Here is a 19,135-nt window from a genome sequence, read left to right on the forward strand (position 1 = left end):
TATGGAGTAAGTGAGAGGTGTTAGAATGAGGCTAAATGGGCTTATGAAGCCTTTAAAAGCAAGTAATCAATTTAAAGATATACTAAAGAATGTAGAAAACAAAATGTATCCAATTGGCGTATATGGATTATCTGAATCAGCTAAAAATTATTTAGTAAATGGTGTGTACGAGCAATTAGATAAATCCATATTAATTTTAACTCATAGTGATGTAGAGGCTAAGAACATTTATGAGGACCTATCCTTTTATGTGAATGATGTATATTATTTTCCAACTAGGGAGGTAGTTTTTTACAATGTAGATGCAATATCTGGAGACCTTAGATGGGAAAGACTTAAAGTAATGAAGGAAATTGCTCAAAAGGGTAAAAAGATAATAATTACCTGCATTGAAGCTTTGGCAGCTACATATATACCTATAGATTTGTTTGAAAAGTATATTTTTAAATTAGCGGTAGGAGATACATTGAGTTTGAAGGATTTCTCAGGAAAGTTAATTCAATGTGGCTATGAAAGAGTAGATATAGTAGATACTAAGGGTCAGTTTTCTATAAGAGGGGGGATAATAGATTTATATCCTCCTATATCAGCATTGCCATTTAGAATAGAGCTATTTGATGAGGAAATTGATTCTATTAGGACATTTAGTTGTGAGACTCAAAGAAGTATAGATAAGGTCTATGAAATAGATGTTTTTCCAGCTAAGGAAATAATACTAACCCAAGAGAGTATGGAAAAAGGGTACAACGAAATAAAGGAAGACTTGGACAATCTATTATCTAGCTTTAATAAGAAGAAAGATAAGGAAAGCATAGAAAGAATAACTTCTTTGGTAAATATTAATTTAGAGGCACTTAAAGAAACTTGGAGCTTTGAAGCTATTGACAGCTATATGCCATATTTTTATGATAATACCTCTACTTTTTTAGATTATATGAAAGATGCATTTATAGTAGTGGATGATGCACAAAGATGCGCAGGCAAATTAGACAGTGTTTATTTTGAGTTTGAAGAAAATTATGAGAATCTTTTAAGACGAGGAAGTGTGCTTCCTAAACAAGCAGAAGTGTTAATTAGCAAAGAGCATATATATGAGGATTTAGGAAATAGAGAAGTTATAACAATAAATGCCATTGCTAAAAGTGCAAAAGTTCTTGCACCAAGATCCATAGTATCCTTTTCTCAAATTACTATTTATGATTACCATGGCCAATTAGATATACTTATTGAAGACATAAAAGATAAAAAGAGTAAAGGGTATAAAACTATAATTCTTTCTGGTACAAGAACTAGAGGAGAGAGACTTATAGATACACTAAGGGATAGAGGCATTGAAGCCGTCTATAAAGACAGTATATCAACTGTTGATTTCGGGGAAGTAGTGGTAACCTTTGGAAATCAATTAAAAGGATTTGAATACCCGGAACTGAAATTATGTGTTATATCAGACAAAGAGGTTTTCGGACAATCCAAGAGAAAAACTATTAGTCGTTCTAGCAAAAAGGGCGCGAGCAAAATAAAAAGCTTTACAGAGCTTAAGCTAGGAGACTATGTTGTTCATGTAAATCATGGCATAGGTGTATATAAAGGAATTAAGCAATTAGAAGTTCATGGTCATAAAAAGGATTATTTAGAGCTTGGGTACAACTCTGGAGACACTCTTTTTGTTCCAGTAGAGCAATTAGATTTAGTACAAAAATATATTGGAAGTGAAGGAAAAGCTCCAAAGATTAGTAAGCTAGGTGGAGTAGAATGGGTTAAGGCTAAAAGCAAGGTTAAAAGCTCTATTGCTGATATTGCAGAGGATTTGGTAAAACTATATGCAACGAGGGCAACCCTTAAGGGATATAGATATAGTAAGGATACTGTATGGCAAAGGCAGTTTGAGGAGGAATTTCCCTTTGAGGAAACTCCAGATCAATTAATAGCAATAGAAGAGATTAAAAAAGATATGGAATCTGATAAACCTATGGATAGGCTTATATGCGGAGATGTTGGGTATGGCAAAACAGAAGTAGCTATTAGAGCTGCCTTTAAAGCTGTTATGGATGGTAAGCAGGTTGCATTCTTGGTACCAACTACCATTTTAGCAGAACAACATTATAAAAACCTTACCAAAAGGTTTTCTGATTTTCCAATAAAGATTGAAATGGTAAGTAGATTTAGAACACCAGCTCAACAAAAAGTTGTTATTAAGGCTGTAAAAGAAGGAAATGTGGATATATTAATAGGTACACATAGGATAATCCAGCAAGATGTAAAGTTTAAAGATTTAGGGGTACTAATTATAGATGAGGAGCAACGATTCGGGGTTACTCATAAAGAAAAAATAAAGAGTATAAGAAAGAATGTAGATGTAATCACTTTAACAGCCACTCCAATTCCAAGAACCTTGCATATGTCTCTTACAGGGGTGAGGGATATAAGTGTAATTGAAACACCACCAGAGGAGAGGTATCCTATACAAACTTATGTGGTGGAGTTTAATGATCAGCTAATAAGGGATGCCATATTAAGAGAAATAAATAGAAATGGTCAAATTTTCTTTGTATATAATAGAGTAGAAACTATAAAAGATATGGCAGCATATATAGGAAAACTAGTTCCAGAAGCTAGAGTGGGTATTGCACATGGTCAAATGACAGAAAGAGAACTTGAATCTGTTATGATAGATTTTATGGAAAATAGGTATGATGTACTAATGTGTACTACTATTATTGAGACAGGAATAGACATCCAAAACACAAATACTATAATAATTTACGAAGCTGATAAGATGGGACTTTCACAGCTCTATCAATTAAGAGGCAGAGTAGGTAGATCAAATAGAATAGCCTATGCTTATTTTACCTATAGAAAAGATAAGGTTTTAACTGAGGTGGCAGAAAAAAGACTTAAAGCAATTAAGGATTTTACCGAACTCGGGTCAGGCTTTAAAATTGCAATGAGGGATCTTGAAATTCGAGGTGCTGGGAATATGATGGGTTCGGCCCAACATGGACATATGGCCACAGTGGGTTATGATTTATATTGTAGGATGCTAGAAGAGACAGTGAAAAATATAAGAGGGGATGTTGATACAGAGCCTATTCAAACCACTGTTGAATTTAAAATAGATGCATATATTCCTAGCACATATATTGAGGATGAAACACAGAAGATTGAAATTTACAAAAAAATTGCAGCAATTGATTGTCACGAGGACATGCTAGATGTACAAGAGGAAATAGAAGATAGGTTTTCAGATATACCACCATCAGTTGCAAACCTTATGGATATAGCCTATCTTAGAAGTATATCAAGGCAAGTGGGGATAATTGAAATTAAAGAGGAAAAGGAGGAGGTAGTACTACAATTTGACACCAAGGAAAGAATAAATCAAGAATTGGTTAAAGCCTTGATAAGTAAATACAATAGAAGTATTGTATTCAAGTTGGGAAGTAAACCAGCTTTTGCATATAAACTTAAAAGTTTAAGAAAAGAAGAAGTGCTTACAAATCTAATAGAGATTGTTAAGCATATAAAAAGTATAGTTGAAATAAAATAAATTTATGATAAAATAAACATGTATTGTAATACAATTTAAAGGTTCGTATTACATATAGAATGGGGGAAATAATATGAAAAACGTAAAAAAAGTAATTAGTGCAGCTTTGATAACTATATTCGCCACAACATTAATCGGTTGCAATATGATTGAAAAAACACCGGAAGGTATTGCTAAGGGTGTAGTTGCAAAGGTATTTGGTGTTAAAGTAACTAGAGGACAGGTAGACGCACAATTAGTACCAGCTATTAAACAATTAGAAGCGCAGTATGGTGCAAACTACAAAACGAATGAAGAGGCAATGGCGCAATTAAAAACTCAAAAAGAGCAAGTGCTAGAAGGTCTTATCTCAGAGACTATAGTAATGCGTAAAGTTGAAGATCTGAAATTAATGCCTGCTGAAGCTAAGATAAAAGAAGAAATCGACAAGCAATTAGCAGAGATTAAGAAAAGCTTAGAAACAGATGCAAAATACAAGGAGGCATTAACACAAGCCGGACTTACAGAAGCAGTACTAAAAGAAAGAATAAAATCAAGTTTTATTCAAGAAACATTATATAATAATGTTATAAAAGATGTTAAGGTTGATGAAGCAAAAGAAAAGACATACTATGATAGTAATTTAACTGAGTTTACAGAGAAACCAAATAGAATTCATGCAGCTCATGTTTTGCTTGCAACTGAAGAAGAAGCAATAGCTGTTAAGAAACGTTTAGATGCTGGTGAAGATTTTGCAAAAGTAGCAAAAGAGAAAAGTACAGATCAAAGCGCTAAGGAGAATGGTGGAGATTTAGGGTTCGTGGAGTACAATGATACTCAAATGGATAAAACCTTTATGACAGCTGCTATGACTCTTCCAGTAGGTAAGATTTCAGCACCTATTAAAACTCAATTTGGATGGCATGTAATAAAAACTATTGCAAAAGAAGAATTTCCTGTAAAGAAATTTGAGACTGTTAAAGCAGAAATAGAAGAAAAACTTTTAGTAACAGAAAAAGAAGCAGCGTGGAAAAAAGCTATGACGGCATGGCAAGAAGAAGCTAAAATAACAAGATATGAGAAAAATTTATAAAATATCATATAAAGAGTACCTTTTGTAGAGGTATTCTTTATTTTTTTTATTTTCTTTTTTATATTAAAATTAAACATATACAAAAGTGCATAAAATTCCAAGTTTAGAAAGATAATAATAGTGCAAGTATATTATATAAGATTTTATATAAGGAGGAGTTATTTAAATGAAAGCAACAGGAATAGTAAGACGTATAGATGATTTAGGAAGAGTCGTTATACCAAAAGAGATAAGAAGGACCCTCAGAATTAGAGAAGGAGACCCATTAGAGATATTTACAGATAGAGAAGGAGGAGTTATTTTAAAGAAATACTCACCTATAGGTGAATTAAGTGAATTCTCTAGGGAATATGCTGAGTCCTTACAACAAACCATAGGCAATATAATAATTGTATGTGACAAAGATAACATAATATCTGTAAGCGGTGGCACTAAAAAAGAATATGTTGATAAGAAAGTTAGTAATGAGCTTGAAAAGATAATGGAAGATAGAAAAGCTATTATCTTAGGCGAGGGCACAGGAAAAATTATAGAACTGTATGATGATGAAACTGAAAATAAATATAGCGCCCAAGTAATAGCTCCTATAATAACAGAAGGAGATTCTATTGGAGCAGTACTAATTGTAGCAACAGAGGGCGGAATTAAATTTGGAGATTTAGAATTGAAACTGGCTGAAACTGCGGCATCTTTCCTCGGAAAACAAATGGAACAATAAATCTAGAAACATTAAAAGTATATATTACTTTGCAAAGCGAAATGTATTTGCAGTAATATATACTTTCATTTTTTTAAAATATAAGTAATAATAATCCCTTAAATTAAATAATTATAATCAGAGAATGTAATTGCTACATATACCACGGTAATACAAGGAGGTTATTATGAAGAAACATTCATTGATAAAAGGGACTATTATACTTGGGGTGGCTGGAATATTTGCAAGGTTTTTAGGCTTGTTTTTTAGGATTCCTATTCAGGCACTTATAAAAGATGAGGGCATGGGATACTATCAGATGTCTTATCCACTTTATATGACTTTTGTGGCATTGGCTTCAGGGGTACCAATAGCTATGTCTAAACTTATTGCGGAGATGAACGCTAAAAATGATGGTGAAGGAGTAGGACAGGTGTTAAGACAAACGCTATCATTAATGTTGATATTTGGCTCAGTGGTTACTATTTTAATGGTGATGTTTGCAAGACCAATTATATCAATGTTAAAATGGGATCCTAAATCATATTACTCTTTTTTGGTAGTTGCTGTAGCTCCAATTTTTGTTTCTATTATGTGTACATTCAGGGGGTTTTTCCAAGGACTACAGAATGTTAAACCTACTGCTATTTCACAAATAGTAGAGCAAGTTGGTAGGGTTCTAGGAGGAGTTCTGTTTGCATACCTGTTGTTTCCAAAGGGAATTGAATATGCAGCAGCAGGAGCGGCACTAGGAACTCTAATTGGTGCAGTCATGGGGAGTGTATATTTATTTTTGACTTATTATAAAGTTAAAAAGGAGTTACCAAGAAGGCGAACATCAAAGAATAAATATATTTTATCTAATTTGGCTAAAGCTGCATTGCCAATATCCATGGGTGCTGCAGTAGGAACTATTATGTCATTAATAGATTCCATCTTAGTACCACAACAACTTCTTAGAGCTGGATTTACACAAACACAGTCGGCAGTTCTGTATGGTCAATTGACTGGGAAGGTATTTACTTTGATGAATGTACCCTTAGCTCTTTCTGTGGCCCTATGTGCATCGCTAGTGCCAATAATTGCAGAAGCATTTTATTTGGGCAGAAGACACGAACTTATTAAAAGGGTGGATATGGCTGTTAAGCTATCTAATGTTATTTCAATCCCATCCTCACTGGGCATGTTTTTTATGGCTTATCCTATAATGCATTTAGTTTTCATGAAAGATGTTGCAGGGTATGAGATTCTGCAGTATATATCCATATCTATACCATTTATAATTTTAACTCAAACGAGCACTGCAATACTTCAGAGCATTGGCAGTTATATGAAACCTGTATACAATTTAGGAATAGGATGCATTGTAAAAGTTATCATAACATATGTGTTAGTTTCGCTTTCATTTGTAAATATCTATGGAGCCGTTATAGGGAGTATTCTTGGATATGTTACAAGCTGCTTATTAAATATGAAAGCTCTAAAAAAGGATTTAAATATAAAGATAAACCGTGTAGATGCTTTCATAAAGCCCTCTATTGCATCTATAATAATGATAATTTCAGTTGTATTTATTAATGCTAATGTCTATAATTATACAATGAGTAGAGGATTATCTTGTATTATATCCATAATAATAGGTGTTATTATTTACTTGATTTTTATATTTTTGCTTAGGATATTTGAATATGAGGAGATTAAAAATAAGTTAAGAAGAGATTAAAGATAATCTTTTAGGAAAAGATAAAAACAAAGGAGTGGAAGTTAATGATTAAAGTAGTGGGACTGGGTCCTGGCGCAACAGAATCGCTAACTATAGGAACATTAGAAGTTTTAAAAGGTGGTAAAAATATTTATTTAAGAACAGAAAAACATCCTACTGTGGATTATTTGAAATCCATAAGAATTCAGTTTGAAACCTATGATGATAAATATGAACAATATAGCAACTTTGATGATGTGTATAAAGCTATTGCAGAGGATCTTATTCAAAAACACAAAATATATGGAGAAATTATTTACGGAGTTCCAGGTCATCCACTTGTGGCAGAAACTTCAGTTAAACTATTAATAGAACTTTGTGAAAAAGAGAAGATTGAGTTAGAAATACTGCCTGCAGTTAGCTTTATAGATGCAGTTATTGAAAGTTTAAAACTAGATCCTATTGAAGGACTTAAAATTATAGATGCATTTGATATAAAAAATCAAGTGTTAGATAAAAGAACAGGGATATTAATAACCCAAGTCTACAATAAGTTCATTGCAACAGATGTAAAACTTTCTTTACTAGAGTATTACAAAGATGATATGGAGATTTATTTTGTTAGAGCAGCAGGTGTAAAAGGCTTAGAAAGCACTAGAAAGATTAAATTATATGAACTAGATAGGCAAGAAGACACAGACTATTTAACATCAATATATATACCAAAAGAGCTAGAAGCTACAAAGGATTTCCAAGACTTAATCGAAGTTATGCATATATTAAGGGACGAGAGAGGATGTGCATGGGATAGGGAGCAAACCCATGAAACTTTAAAAAAATATCTTATAGAGGAATGTTATGAGGTTCTAGAAGCAATAGAAGAACAAGATGAGGATAAAATCATTGAGGAACTAGGAGATGTACTATTACAGGTTGTATTTCATGCACAGATAGCAAAAGAAGAAGGATATTTTAATATAAATGATGTTATTAAAAGTATTACAAATAAGATGATAAACAGACATCCTCATATTTTTAAGGATGTGCAAAGTAAAAATTCAGAGCAGGTTTTAGAAAGTTGGGAAGATATTAAGATTAAGGAAAAAGGGTTTGAAAGTTATACGGACACACTAAAGCATGTTACAAAGAATTTGCCAGGGCTTATGAGAGCTGATAAGGTTCAACAAAAAGCAGCAAGGGTAGGTTTTGATTGGGATACAGTTGAACCTGCTATGGAAAAGGTATTAGAGGAATTACAGGAAATAAAAGATGTATATAAAGATAATAATAAGGCAAAAATATTAGAAGAAGTGGGGGATCTGGTATTTTCTACTGTAAATGTTGCTAGACTACTTGACATAGACCCTGAACTTGCAGTAAATTATAGTATAGATAAATTTATCAATCGCTTTCAGTACATAGAAGAAAATGCAAGGAATAGAAATCTAGATTTAAAAAACATGTCACTTGCAGAAATGGACGTATTATGGAATGAATCAAAAAAACGATAAGTTTATTTAAAAATAAAAAATAGTCAAAAAGAAGGAATTTCAAAATTGGTGTAGAATATGCTATGTTAGTAGTGTACGTTAGTAGTGTACGCATTATTTAATAGTGTATTCAATAATAAGGAGGTAACAAAAGTGAATAAATCAGAATTAATAGCAAGTATTGCACAAAAATCTAATTTAACAAAAAAAGATGCAGAAGCAGCACTAAAAGGAATCATAGAGAGTATTGAAGAAACATTAGAAAAAGGTGAAAAAGTTCAATTGGTTGGATTCGGAACTTTTGAAACAAGAGCAAGAGCTGCAAGAATGGGTAGAAACCCAAGAACAAAAGAAGAAATTCAAATTGCAGCATCAGTAGTTCCAGTATTTAAAGCTGGTAAAGAATTTAAAGATATAGTAAATAAATAGCTTTTACTTTGGTATGGAAAACCTAGATATGTGTCTAGGTTTTTTATTTTAATTACATTTCAAAAGTTTTCAATGCAAAATCATGGGAAATCATGATTTAATAACAATAGAAAGGAGAACGTATATATGAGACTAGATAAATATTTAAAGGTATCAAGGATTATCAAGAGAAGAACCATAGCAAAAGCAGCCTGCGAAAGTGGTAGAGTTTTTATAAATGATAAAGTGGCGAAAGCAGGAACTGTAGTATCAGAAGGTGACACTATAGAAATTCAATTTGCAAATCAGATTTTAAAAGCTAAAATTATAAATATTGCAGAACATGTGACAAAAGAAAGTGCAAAAGCAATGTATGAAATAATTTCAGGTATAGAAGACAAAGAATAAATGTTGCTAAATACAATTCTTAATTAAGCTTAATAAGCATATATATTTTATATGAATATTAATGATATGCGCTTAATTAAGAATTGAGAATAGAAGGTGTTCCTTAATTCTTAATTTTTATTATTAAAGTTAATAAGGGGGACATTATGGAGTTGAAAAAAGAAGCTCAAGTAGAAGATAAGAAAAGTAATCTAACGCTAGAAAACAGAAAAAAGCTAACTATTAATGGAGTTATTGAAGTTATAAATTTTAATGAAAATCAAATATTACTTAATACGGACCTAGGAACCATGGTAATAAGAGGGCAAGAATTAAGGATGAATAAACTAGATGTTCAAAATGGAGAGGTACTAATAACTGGGAAGGTAGATTCCTTTGTGTATACTAATGACAAAAGTAAAGTTAAGAAAGATAGTATAGTATCAAGGCTTTTCAGGTAGAAAAATATGATAACTTCTTTGATAAATCAAATGAGACTTATAGCTTTCAGTTTGCTTGCCGGAGTTATAACTGGAGTGTTTTTTGATATATATAGATTGATAAGAGGGTTTGAAAATCCTAACAAATTATTAACTGTAATACAGGATCTTCTATTTTGGGCATTAACTTCTATAGTGGTTTTTGTATTTTTGATGTATACTAATGAAGGATACGTAAACTTTTATGTATATGTATGTTTAATGGTAGGGGTATACCTATATTTAAAACAATTAAGTAAAGGGTTTATAAATGTGCAGTACAAACTTTTAAAATTCAATGGAAAAGTATTTAGAATCGTAGTAAATACAATTTTATACCCTTTAGATTTACTGATCTATAAGCTGAAAATAAAAAAAAAAAATAAATTATAAGAAATAGCTTGAAGAAATGTGAAATACAAATTAAAATAGACTTATGAACGTAAATAGTACTCATTCCATAGAAAGGAAAAGGGTATGGGATATGAAGAAAAGGTTTAACATTAAAGGTGTTACAATAATTTTGACTATAGGATATGTTTGTTATATTTTAATTTACCAACAAACAACTATGAGCAGACAAAAAAAGCAATTGCAAAATTACAGTTTTGAGCTTCAAAAGAAAAGAGAAGAAAACAAAGTATTACAGGATGAAGTAGAGTTATCTAAAACCGATAAGTATATGGAAAAATTGGCAAGGGAAGTATTAGGTCTTGTTAAAGAAGGTGAAACTCCTGTATTGGATAATGAAAACTAAATGCTAGAATGATTATGCTTATTATTAAATTAATATATAATAAAAAAACATTATTTTTGAGGAGGAACTTTTTAATATGACCTTAATGGCTGGAAGTATTGTAGAAGGTAAAGTAGTAAATATCACTAACTTTGGTGCGTTTGTAGAGGTGGATGGAAAAACAGGATTAGTGCATATATCTGAGGTTTCAGATACATTCGTTAAAAATGTTAATGATCATCTTAAAGAAAATGACATGGTAAAAGTTAAAGTAATTTCTGTAGATGATAACGGCAAGATAAGTTTATCTATAAAGCAAGCCGGAGTTCCTAAGAAGTCTATTAAACCAATGGAAATAGACTGGGAAAAAGAAAAAAGCAAAGCAAATACATGTAATTTTGAAGATATAATGTCTAAATTTTTAAAAGATAGTGAAGAAAGATCTCAGGATGTTAAAAAACATCAAGAAGGTAAAGGTAGAGGCTATAGTAAAAAGACTTCAAGTTATTAGAAAAGTCTGTGGGAACTAAGTATTTAGTTCCTATTTTAAAAAAGTATATTGACAATGCTCAGAAGATAATATATAATAAAACATGTTGCCGAGGGGTAACGATTCGTATATGTTTTAATTAGCTGGAGTGGCGGAACTGGCAGACGCACAGGACTTAAAATCCTGCGGTGGTTAAACACCGTACCGGTTCGATTCCGGTCTTCAGCACCAATATCGCGGGATGGAGCAGTTGGTAGCTCGTCGGGCTCATAACCCGAAGGTCGTAGGTTCAAGTCCTGCTCCCGCAACCAAACATGGCGGAATAGCTCAGCTGGCTAGAGCATTCGGTTCATACCCGAAGGGTCGTAGGTTCAAGTCCTATTTCCGCTACCATTTTAATATATAATGTGGCATGAGATTAATATAGACTTTTAAAAGACTATTGACTTATGAAATACATTAGTATAAAATTTAAATTGTATTTAATATCGCGGGGTGGAGCAGCTGGTAGCTCGTCGGGCTCATAACCCGAAGGTCGCAGGTTCAAGTCCTGTCCCCGCAACCAATGAGTTTTAAATAACCCATTATGTCGATTAAATTAATCAGCTGGAGTGGCGGAACTGGCAGACGCACAGGACTTAAAATCCTGCGGTGGTTAAACACCGTACCGGTTCGATTCCGGTCTTCAGCACCAATATCGCGGGGTGGAGCAGTTGGTAGCTCGTCGGGCTCATAACCCGAAGGTCATAGGTTCAAGTCCTGTTCCCGCAACCAATGAGTTTTAAATAGCTCATTATGTCGATTAAATTAATAGTAAACCAATTAGCTGGAGTGGCGGAACTGGCAGACGCACAGGACTTAAAATCCTGCGGTGGTTAAACACCGTACCGGTTCGATTCCGGTCTTCAGCACCAAATATCGCGGGGTGGAGCAGCTGGTAGCTCGTCGGGCTCATAACCCGAAGGTCGCAGGTTCAAGTCCTGTCCCCGCAACCAAACATGGCGGAATAGCTCAGCTGGCTAGAGCATTCGGTTCATACCCGAAGGGTCGTAGGTTCAAGTCCTATTTCCGCTACCATAACTCAGAAGGAAACTTCTGAGTTATTTTTTCGTCTATTTATAATATAGAAAAGCAAAATTGGAAATGTAAAGATTAACAATGCAACTTTTATAAATATATAAATGCATGAAGTGACAAACTTCAGTAAATATTTCAAATCAGATATTTACATTCTAAAACTGAACACAAATATTGTAAGGCCTACTATATAAATATGGTAGGTTTTTTTATATTATGAGATAACATAAAATTAGAATGTAAAAAATATACAAATTAATGTCTCATAAAAAATATATAAGCGTTCACATTATGACAATTATTTCCAGATGACTTTGTTATAATGAAACTCTAATTATTAAAGGTGGGTGATTTATAATATGCAATATGGGGCGGAGATATTTCCATATGAAAGACTTAGAAAGATAAAAGAGGGGACAAAGAAAAGGGAGACTTTAAATACTAATTTAATCATTAAAGGGGTTGTTTATTTCATAGTAAGCTTATTAATAAGCAGGGTTCTACTTCTCAATAACTCGGCACCATTTGGTGTAGCTTTTTTAATAGCTACAATATTTATTAATAATGATAAGGTATTAAAGATTGTAGCCAGTGGTACGGTTTTAGGGTATATAACTTTATATCAAAGTATAAAGAATTTGCCGTCGTATTTAATAGTTGTAGGTACGATTTTCATTTTAAGTCATGTTTTTAATAAGATAGAAACTAAAACTAGAGCTTTAGTTACCATGTTTGCAATTATTATATTTGAACTATTTACTTATAATTTTTTTGTTTTAAGAATAAGTGGGTTGATGGCCTTTTTAAATTCACTTTTTCTGGTTTTATGTATCTTTCCTTTATATTTTATTCTAGACTACAGTCTTTTATGCTTTAAAGAAATTAAAACAAAACATATATTTTCAAATGAAGAAATAATAAGTATGTCAATTATAAGTTCTTTAATTATAGCAGGTACTTGGGGAATCAATCCTTTTAACATATCAATTACTAATATTTTAGGATTAGTCTTTATTATAATAATAGCATATATTGGTGGAAGTGGAGCTGGTGCCGCATCAGGAGTTGCCATGGGGATTATTGTGGGGATGTCTTCTGAAAATATGATTGTATTCATGGGAATGTATGGTATTTGTGGTTTAATAACAGGCATTTTTAAGGAAACGGGAAAGTGGTTAAGTGCAGCATCTTATTTGGTTGCCTTTTCGATAGTAAAGATATATTGTATTACAGGATCTACGTTTATAATATTTGAAGCTTTAATGGCTTCCATTATATTTTTGTTAATACCACAAAGAATTTATGCTGAGTTATCCGTAGAGTTTAATTCAGATAAAAAGAGGCAAAGTATAGAACAAGGATATATAAATAAGATTAAAGATACGTTTGTAGGAAGACTAAATAAGTTTTCAGATGTTCTTTCTAATATGTCAGATATTTTAAACAACTTAGTGGATAATGAAAAATTAGCAATGAAAGGTAAGAGTAGCGCATTAGTTGAGAATCTTGCAGATAGGGTGTGTAGTAATTGTAATATGAAAGCTATGTGCTGGAAAAGGGAATTACATTATACCTATGCTGCTTTTGAGGAATTAATTCAAAACTTTGAAATGAGGAGTGATAGTGTACCAGAAGAAATTGAAAGAAAATGTATAAAGAGAACTGCCATACTTAAAAATACAGAAGATATTGTTAATAAGCATATTATAAGTGAAATGTGGAGAACTAGGCTAAGTGAAGGTAGGGAGCTTTTAGCAAATCAAATTAATAATATGGCATATTCTGTAGGTGAGATTGTTGAAGATTTTAACTCAGAGATTCAAATAGACACTCCTATGGAAAAACTTATAGGAAGAGCCTTAGACAGAAATAGAATTAAGTATAATGATCTAATGTGTTTAAATGACAAGCTTGGGAGGATTAATGTTAAACTGTCACTTGATGCTTGTAGTGGGAGACAAATGTGCGTGAAAGACTTATTACCTATTATAAATAGTGTAACAGGAAAGGCTATGTGTGTTAGTGAAGAGGGGTGCAGCATAGATCCAAAGACAAATATGTGCAAGGTAAACATTGAAGAAACGCCTAAGTTTCACGTGGTTTCTAATGTGTCCAGGCAGTGTAAAGATGGTGAAAAGTTCAATGGAGACAGTTATAGATTTGGAAAGCTCTTAGACGGAAGTTATATGTCAATTATTAGTGATGGCATGGGCTCAGGACCACAAGCGGGCAGGGAAAGTGAGGCCGCTGTTGAATTAATAGAAAAGTTTACAACAGCAGGATTTAGTAAGATTACAGCTATTAATACTGTAAACTCAATAATGACATTAAGGTTTTCTGAAGAAGAAAAGTTTTCAACTATAGATTTAAGTAGCATAGATTTATATACTGGCGAAATTGATTTCATGAAAGTAGGGGCAGTTGCAACCTTTTTAAAATCTGGTGATAATCTAAAAATTATAAAGTCAAAATCACTTCCTATCGGTGTTTTAGATAAAGCAGATATAGACATACAACATATGAAATTAAAAAGTGGAGATATTATAGTTATGCTTAGTGACGGAGTGTTGGATTATAATGATGAAAATGTAGGGAGGATAGATTGGATAGTGGATTATTTGGGTAAATGTAATTGCAATGATCCAAAGGAGCTTGCTGAAGGACTTATAAGAGAGGCAAAGAAGCTAAGTGGGAATAGGGTAAAAGACGATATGACAGTTATTGTTTCAAAGATATATAGCCTATATTAGATAGCAAGGATAGCGCTAATATATTGAGTAGACAAGGAAAGGAGTAAGTAATGAAGAAGATATATATGGGCTTCATGGCCTCTTTTAGATTCTTCATTTTTTTGTTTTTAAAGCGATGTTAAAAAAAACGTGAAAATATCATTTAATAATATATATTATATGATATAGTAATATAAGATTAAAAAATATATAAACTTAAAAAAGAGATAAAGTATTATAAAAAACAAGTTTGGAAGTGAATGTTATGTTAGAAAAGGTTTTAAGTTTTATAAAAGCAAATTTAATGTTTGATAATGGAGATAAGGTTATAGTTGCTTTTTCTGGTGGTCCTGATTCTACATGCTTGTTATATGTTTTAAATGAACTTAAGAAAGAACTGGGGATTACACTTATTGGTGCGCACGTAAACCATTGTCTTCGAGGTGAAGAGTCTGACAAGGATGAGGATTATGCAAGAAAGGTTTGTGACAATTTGAACATAGCTTTCTATAGCAATAAAGTGGATATACACAGCATATCTAAGGAAAAGAACATTTCTTGCGAAATGGCAGGACGCGAGGCCAGATATGAATTTTTTGAAGATCTTATGGTTAAATTAAATGCGAACAAAGTTGCCTTGGCGCATAATGCCAATGATCAAGCTGAAACTATTTTAATGAGGATAATGAGAGGTACAGGTATTGAGGGGATGATAGGCATAAAACCCGTTAGAGACAAAATATATGTAAGGCCTATACTTCATCTTAGTAGAAAGGAAATAGAAAGTTATTGCCTGGTAAATAAAATAAGTCCAAGGATAGATAAAACAAACTTAGAGAACTTTTATGCAAGAAATAAAGTTAGGTTAGATTTGATTCCTTATATTGAAGAAAATTTTAATAAAGATATAATTAAAACTTTAAATCGATTATCAGATACAGTTAAGAAGGATAATGATTATTTAGAGAACATTTCTGCGAAGGAATATAAAAAACACTGTGACATAGGTAAGCAAAAAGTTATAATAGATAAAAAGGCTTTTCTGAATCATGAAGCTATTTTAAGTAGAATTGTTAGAGGAGCATTGCTAGAGATTAACAGTAGTTTATATAACTTTGAAAAGATTCATATATCTAGTATTATAGAGCTTCAAAAACATGATACAGGTAAAACTATAATGTTACCTCAAAATATAATAGCTGAAAACTGTTATGGTAATATGCATATATACATAGGTGAGAAATCTATTGAGACTAATAGTAACCAATATTCTCTAGATGTTAATAAAAAAAATCTCATTGATGATTTAGATAGAATAGTAGGACTTGAAGTTATAGAAAGATCACAGTTTATGGAGGTTAAAGCTAGTGATTACACTAAGTATTTTGATTATGATAAGATTGAAAAACCGATAATACTTAGGTATAGAAAAGAGGGTGACAGTTTCATGCCTCTTGGTATGACAGGCAATAAGAAATTGAAAGATTTATTTATGGATTTAAAAATACCAAAGATTAAACGAAATGAAATACCTTTAGTATGCTTTGGAAATGATATTGGTTGGGTAGTTGGATATAGGGTTAGTGAAAAGTTTAAGATTTCAAAGGATACTAAAAGTGTATTGAAAATTACATTTGAAAAAGAAAGCGAGGAATAAAAATGAACAATGATATTAAGGAAGTACTGTACAATGAAGATGAGTTAAGAGACAAAGTTAGGCAGATGGGGGCAAAAATAAGTAAGGATTATTTGGGGAAAGAGCTTATAATTATTGGCGTTTTAAAAGGCTCCGTTATATTCATGTCAGATTTATTAAAGGAAATTACAATTCCATGTAAAATGGATTTTATGGCGGTTTCTAGCTATGGAAACTCCACTGAAACATCAGGAGTTGTAAGAATTTTAAAAGACCTTGATTTTGAAATTCAAGGAAAGGATATACTGATAGTAGAAGACATTATAGATTCTGGTGTAACACTTAAATATTTAATGAAGTATCTATCAGGAAGAAAGCCCAATAGTTTAGAAATTGTATGTTTGCTGAACAAACCAGATAGAAGAAAGGCAGATATAGATGTAAAATATCTAGGGTACGATGTTCCAGACTATTTCCTTGTAGGCTATGGATTGGATTTTGCAGAAAAATACAGAAACTTACCATATGTAGGTATATTAAAAGAAGAAATTTACAAGTAAATATGTACAAAATATATATTATATTAATTAATAATTAATATATATTTTATTGTCAACTTATTTTTAATGTGATAGACTTTTAAAGTAACTAAAAAAAGGAGAGGGGGGTTTTTAATGAAAAAGATTTCTAGTGCATCAGTGTGGCTTATAGTCTTTGTGCTTGTGATTTTTGCATCGATAGCCTTACTTGAAACTAATAAAAATGTTAGCACAATTAGTGTTGATAAATTTCAAGAACATTGGATTAAGAAAGAAATTAAAAGTGTTCAAGTAAGAGAAGATAAAACTGTATCAGGAAAATTAAAGGATGGAACAGAATACGAAACTATAGTTCCATTGCAAAGACTGTTACAAGTCATGGATAAGTATCCTAATGCAGATGTTAAAGAAATGTACATAAGACCAGCAAGTATGCCAATGTGGTTACAAGTAGTACCAACATTGCTTATAATTTTAATGCTAGTAGCATTTTGGTTTATGTATATGCAACAATCACAAGGTGGCGGCGGTGGTGGTAACAGAGGTGTAATGAACTTTGGAAAAAGTAGAGCCAAAATTGCAACGCCAGACAAGAAAAAGGTTACATTTGAAGATGTAGCAGGAGAAGATGAAGAAAAGGAAGAACTTGCAGAAGTTGTAGATTTCTTAAAACAACCTAAAAGATATTTAGAAGCTGGTGCAAGAATTCCTAAGGGTATTCTTCTAGTAGGTCCACCAGGAACTGGTAAGACTTTACTTGCTAGAGCTGTATCAGGCGAAGCAGGAGTCCCTTTCTATAGTATATCAGGTTCTGACTTTGTTGAGATGTTTGTAGGTGTTGGAGCTTCAAGAGTAAGAGATCTATTTGAACAAGCAAAAAAAAGCGCCCCTTGTATAATATTTATTGATGAAATAGATGCAGTAGGTAGACAAAGAGGAGCTGGTCTTGGCGGTGGACATGATGAAAGAGAACAAACTCTAAATCAACTGTTAGTTGAGATGGATGGATTTGGGGTAAATGAAGGCATAATCATGATAGCTGCTACAAATAGACCAGACATATTAGACCCTGCCCTTTTAAGACCGGGTAGATTTGATAGACACATATTAGTAGGTGCGCCAGATGTTAAAGGAAGAGAAGAAATTCTAAAGGTACATTCTAAGAATAAGCATTTATCAGATGAAGTAAAACTGGATGTATTAGCAAAAAGAACACCGGGATTTACAGGTGCAGACTTAGAAAATTTAATGAATGAAGCTGCATTACTTACAGTAAGAAATAATAAAACACTTATAGGGATGGAAGAGTTAGATGAGGCTGTAACAAGAGTTATTGCTGGACCTGAAAAGAAGAGCAAGGTTATCAGTCAAAAGGACAGGAAATTAACTGCTTATCATGAGGCAGGGCATGCTGTGGTAATGAAATATTCTCCACTTTCAGACCCGGTTCATCAAATAAGCATTATACCAAGAGGTATGGCAGGCGGATACACAATGCATTTACCTGAAGAGGATACTGCATATACTTCAAAATTAAAACTTAAAGATGAGATGGTTGGACTACTAGGTGGTAGAGTTGCAGAAAAATTAGTTTTGCAAGATATTAGCACAGGTGCTAAGAATGACATTGATAGAGCATCAGCAATTGCAAGAAAAATGATTATGGAATATGGTATGAGTGATGAACTTGGACCAATATCTTTTGGTAATGATCATAATGAGGTATTCCTTGGAAGGGATTTAGGTAAAAGTAGGAACTTTAGTGAAACAGTAGCTTATCAAATAGATACAGAGGTTAAGTCTCTTATTGATGAAGCTTATGCAAAAGCTGAAAAAATCCTTACTGAAAACATAAGTAAACTTCACGCAGTAGCTCAAGAATTACTTATTAAAGAAAAGCTTGAAGGAGTAGATTTTGAGGATATAATCCTTAAGGTAGACTCAGGGGAGTATAAACCATCAGAAGTATAGATGCACAAAAAGATATACAGTAAATTTGCTGTATATCTTTTTTTATTAATATATATATAATGAATTAGTTAACTGAGTTTGGGGAAGATTGCTATAGAATATATTTATGATAATCTTGTTTTTTTAATATACAGAATAATGAAATATAACTTGCATAAAATAATATACAAAAGTC

General features: G+C 32.3%; 15 protein-coding genes and 9 tRNA genes. All 24 read left to right on the forward strand.

The features are described from left to right. Positions 1-25 precede the first annotated feature (25 nt). A complete protein-coding gene (gene mfd / locus LGK97_RS14655) occupies positions 26-3,547 on the forward strand; it encodes a transcription-repair coupling factor (protein WP_226260502.1) in 3,522 nt (1,173 codons plus the stop codon). Positions 3,548-3,620: 73 nt separating this feature from the next. Then, entirely contained in the window at positions 3,621-4,619 is a 999-nt protein-coding gene (locus LGK97_RS14660; RefSeq protein ID WP_226260503.1) for a peptidylprolyl isomerase, read from the forward strand. Between the two features lie 166 nt (positions 4,620-4,785). Then, entirely contained in the window at positions 4,786-5,337 is a 552-nt protein-coding gene (gene spoVT / locus LGK97_RS14665) for a stage V sporulation protein T (RefSeq protein ID WP_226260504.1), read from the forward strand. 166 nt (positions 5,338-5,503) lie between these two features. Then, positions 5,504-7,039 carry a polysaccharide biosynthesis protein gene (locus LGK97_RS14670; RefSeq protein ID WP_226260505.1) on the forward strand — a complete coding sequence of 512 codons (1,536 nt, stop codon included), beginning with the start codon at positions 5,504-5,506 and terminating at the stop codon, positions 7,037-7,039. A gap of 44 nt (positions 7,040-7,083) precedes the next feature. Beyond that, positions 7,084-8,529, forward strand: coding sequence for a nucleoside triphosphate pyrophosphohydrolase (gene mazG / locus LGK97_RS14675; RefSeq protein ID WP_226260506.1), 1,446 nt, complete (start codon positions 7,084-7,086; stop codon positions 8,527-8,529). 132 nt (positions 8,530-8,661) lie between these two features. Then, positions 8,662-8,937, forward strand: a complete 276-nt coding sequence (locus LGK97_RS14680) for an HU family DNA-binding protein (protein ID WP_226260507.1) — start codon at positions 8,662-8,664, stop codon at positions 8,935-8,937. A 126-nt stretch (positions 8,938-9,063) separates the two neighbouring features. After that, positions 9,064-9,324 (forward strand): RNA-binding S4 domain-containing protein, encoded by a 261-nt coding sequence (locus LGK97_RS14685; protein WP_226260508.1) that lies wholly within the window; start codon positions 9,064-9,066, stop codon positions 9,322-9,324. Positions 9,325-9,470: 146 nt separating this feature from the next. Further along, complete coding sequence (gene yabP, locus LGK97_RS14690; RefSeq protein WP_226260509.1) at positions 9,471-9,764, forward strand: sporulation protein YabP; 294 nt, start codon at positions 9,471-9,473, stop codon at positions 9,762-9,764. A 6-nt stretch (positions 9,765-9,770) separates the two neighbouring features. Continuing rightward, positions 9,771-10,175, forward strand: coding sequence for a spore cortex biosynthesis protein YabQ (gene yabQ / locus LGK97_RS14695; protein ID WP_226260510.1), 405 nt, complete (start codon positions 9,771-9,773; stop codon positions 10,173-10,175). 91 nt (positions 10,176-10,266) lie between these two features. After that, complete coding sequence (locus LGK97_RS14700; RefSeq protein WP_226260511.1) at positions 10,267-10,539, forward strand: FtsB family cell division protein; 273 nt, start codon at positions 10,267-10,269, stop codon at positions 10,537-10,539. Positions 10,540-10,615: 76 nt separating this feature from the next. Further along, the gene (locus tag LGK97_RS14705; RefSeq protein ID WP_226260512.1) at positions 10,616-11,029 is read left to right on the forward strand and encodes a S1 domain-containing RNA-binding protein; all 414 of its coding nucleotides are present in this window, start codon (positions 10,616-10,618) and stop codon (positions 11,027-11,029) included. A gap of 121 nt (positions 11,030-11,150) precedes the next feature. After that, positions 11,151-11,239: transfer RNA gene (locus LGK97_RS14710), tRNA-Leu, on the forward strand. Positions 11,240-11,243: 4 nt separating this feature from the next. After that, positions 11,244-11,319: transfer RNA gene (locus tag LGK97_RS14715), tRNA-Met, on the forward strand. 5 nt (positions 11,320-11,324) lie between these two features. After that, positions 11,325-11,401: transfer RNA gene (locus tag LGK97_RS14720), tRNA-Met, on the forward strand. Positions 11,402-11,497: 96 nt separating this feature from the next. After that, positions 11,498-11,573: transfer RNA gene (locus LGK97_RS14725), tRNA-Met, on the forward strand. Between the two features lie 40 nt (positions 11,574-11,613). After that, positions 11,614-11,702, forward strand: a tRNA-Leu gene (locus LGK97_RS14730). A 4-nt stretch (positions 11,703-11,706) separates the two neighbouring features. Beyond that, positions 11,707-11,782: transfer RNA gene (locus LGK97_RS14735), tRNA-Met, on the forward strand. A gap of 51 nt (positions 11,783-11,833) precedes the next feature. Continuing rightward, positions 11,834-11,922, forward strand: a tRNA-Leu gene (locus LGK97_RS14740). A 5-nt stretch (positions 11,923-11,927) separates the two neighbouring features. Further along, positions 11,928-12,003 (forward strand) — tRNA-Met (locus tag LGK97_RS14745). A 5-nt stretch (positions 12,004-12,008) separates the two neighbouring features. Continuing rightward, positions 12,009-12,085 (forward strand) — tRNA-Met (locus tag LGK97_RS14750). Between the two features lie 359 nt (positions 12,086-12,444). Then, on the forward strand, positions 12,445-14,835 hold the full coding sequence (spoIIE, locus tag LGK97_RS14755; protein ID WP_226260513.1) for a stage II sporulation protein E: 2,391 nt from the start codon (positions 12,445-12,447) through the stop codon (positions 14,833-14,835). Positions 14,836-15,079: 244 nt separating this feature from the next. Continuing rightward, positions 15,080-16,471: a tRNA lysidine(34) synthetase TilS gene (gene tilS / locus LGK97_RS14760; RefSeq protein ID WP_226260514.1), complete on the forward strand. Its 1,392-nt coding sequence runs from the start codon at positions 15,080-15,082 to the stop codon at positions 16,469-16,471. A 2-nt stretch (positions 16,472-16,473) separates the two neighbouring features. Beyond that, a complete protein-coding gene (gene hpt / locus LGK97_RS14765) occupies positions 16,474-17,010 on the forward strand; it encodes a hypoxanthine phosphoribosyltransferase (RefSeq protein WP_226260515.1) in 537 nt (178 codons plus the stop codon). Between the two features lie 114 nt (positions 17,011-17,124). After that, on the forward strand, positions 17,125-18,960 hold the full coding sequence (ftsH, locus tag LGK97_RS14770; RefSeq protein WP_226260516.1) for an ATP-dependent zinc metalloprotease FtsH: 1,836 nt from the start codon (positions 17,125-17,127) through the stop codon (positions 18,958-18,960). Positions 18,961-19,135 lie beyond the last annotated feature (175 nt).

The organism is Clostridium sp. CS001 (genome assembly GCF_020443565.1).
Classification (GTDB): Bacteria; Bacillota; Clostridia; order Clostridiales; family Clostridiaceae; genus Clostridium_AD.

Excerpts from the sequence above, each read along its gene's own strand:
- LGK97_RS14705 (WP_226260512.1), top strand. The coding sequence starts at position 10,616 with ATGACCTTAATGGCTGGAAGTATTGTAGAAGGTAAAGTAGTAAATATC.
- LGK97_RS14670 (WP_226260505.1), top strand. The coding sequence starts at position 5,504 with ATGAAGAAACATTCATTGATAAAAGGGACTATTATACTTGGGGTGGCT.
- LGK97_RS14660 (WP_226260503.1), top strand. The coding sequence starts at position 3,621 with ATGAAAAACGTAAAAAAAGTAATTAGTGCAGCTTTGATAACTATATTC.
- LGK97_RS14700 (WP_226260511.1), top strand. The coding sequence starts at position 10,267 with ATGAAGAAAAGGTTTAACATTAAAGGTGTTACAATAATTTTGACTATA.
- yabP (WP_226260509.1), top strand. The coding sequence starts at position 9,471 with ATGGAGTTGAAAAAAGAAGCTCAAGTAGAAGATAAGAAAAGTAATCTA.
- ftsH (WP_226260516.1), top strand. The coding sequence starts at position 17,125 with ATGAAAAAGATTTCTAGTGCATCAGTGTGGCTTATAGTCTTTGTGCTT.
- mazG (WP_226260506.1), top strand. The coding sequence starts at position 7,084 with ATGATTAAAGTAGTGGGACTGGGTCCTGGCGCAACAGAATCGCTAACT.
- tilS (WP_226260514.1), top strand. The coding sequence starts at position 15,080 with ATGTTAGAAAAGGTTTTAAGTTTTATAAAAGCAAATTTAATGTTTGAT.
- hpt (WP_226260515.1), top strand. The coding sequence starts at position 16,474 with ATGAACAATGATATTAAGGAAGTACTGTACAATGAAGATGAGTTAAGA.
- yabQ (WP_226260510.1), top strand. The coding sequence starts at position 9,771 with ATGATAACTTCTTTGATAAATCAAATGAGACTTATAGCTTTCAGTTTG.
- spoIIE (WP_226260513.1), top strand. The coding sequence starts at position 12,445 with ATGCAATATGGGGCGGAGATATTTCCATATGAAAGACTTAGAAAGATA.
- spoVT (WP_226260504.1), top strand. The coding sequence starts at position 4,786 with ATGAAAGCAACAGGAATAGTAAGACGTATAGATGATTTAGGAAGAGTC.
- LGK97_RS14685 (WP_226260508.1), top strand. The coding sequence starts at position 9,064 with ATGAGACTAGATAAATATTTAAAGGTATCAAGGATTATCAAGAGAAGA.
- mfd (WP_226260502.1), top strand. The coding sequence starts at position 26 with ATGAGGCTAAATGGGCTTATGAAGCCTTTAAAAGCAAGTAATCAATTT.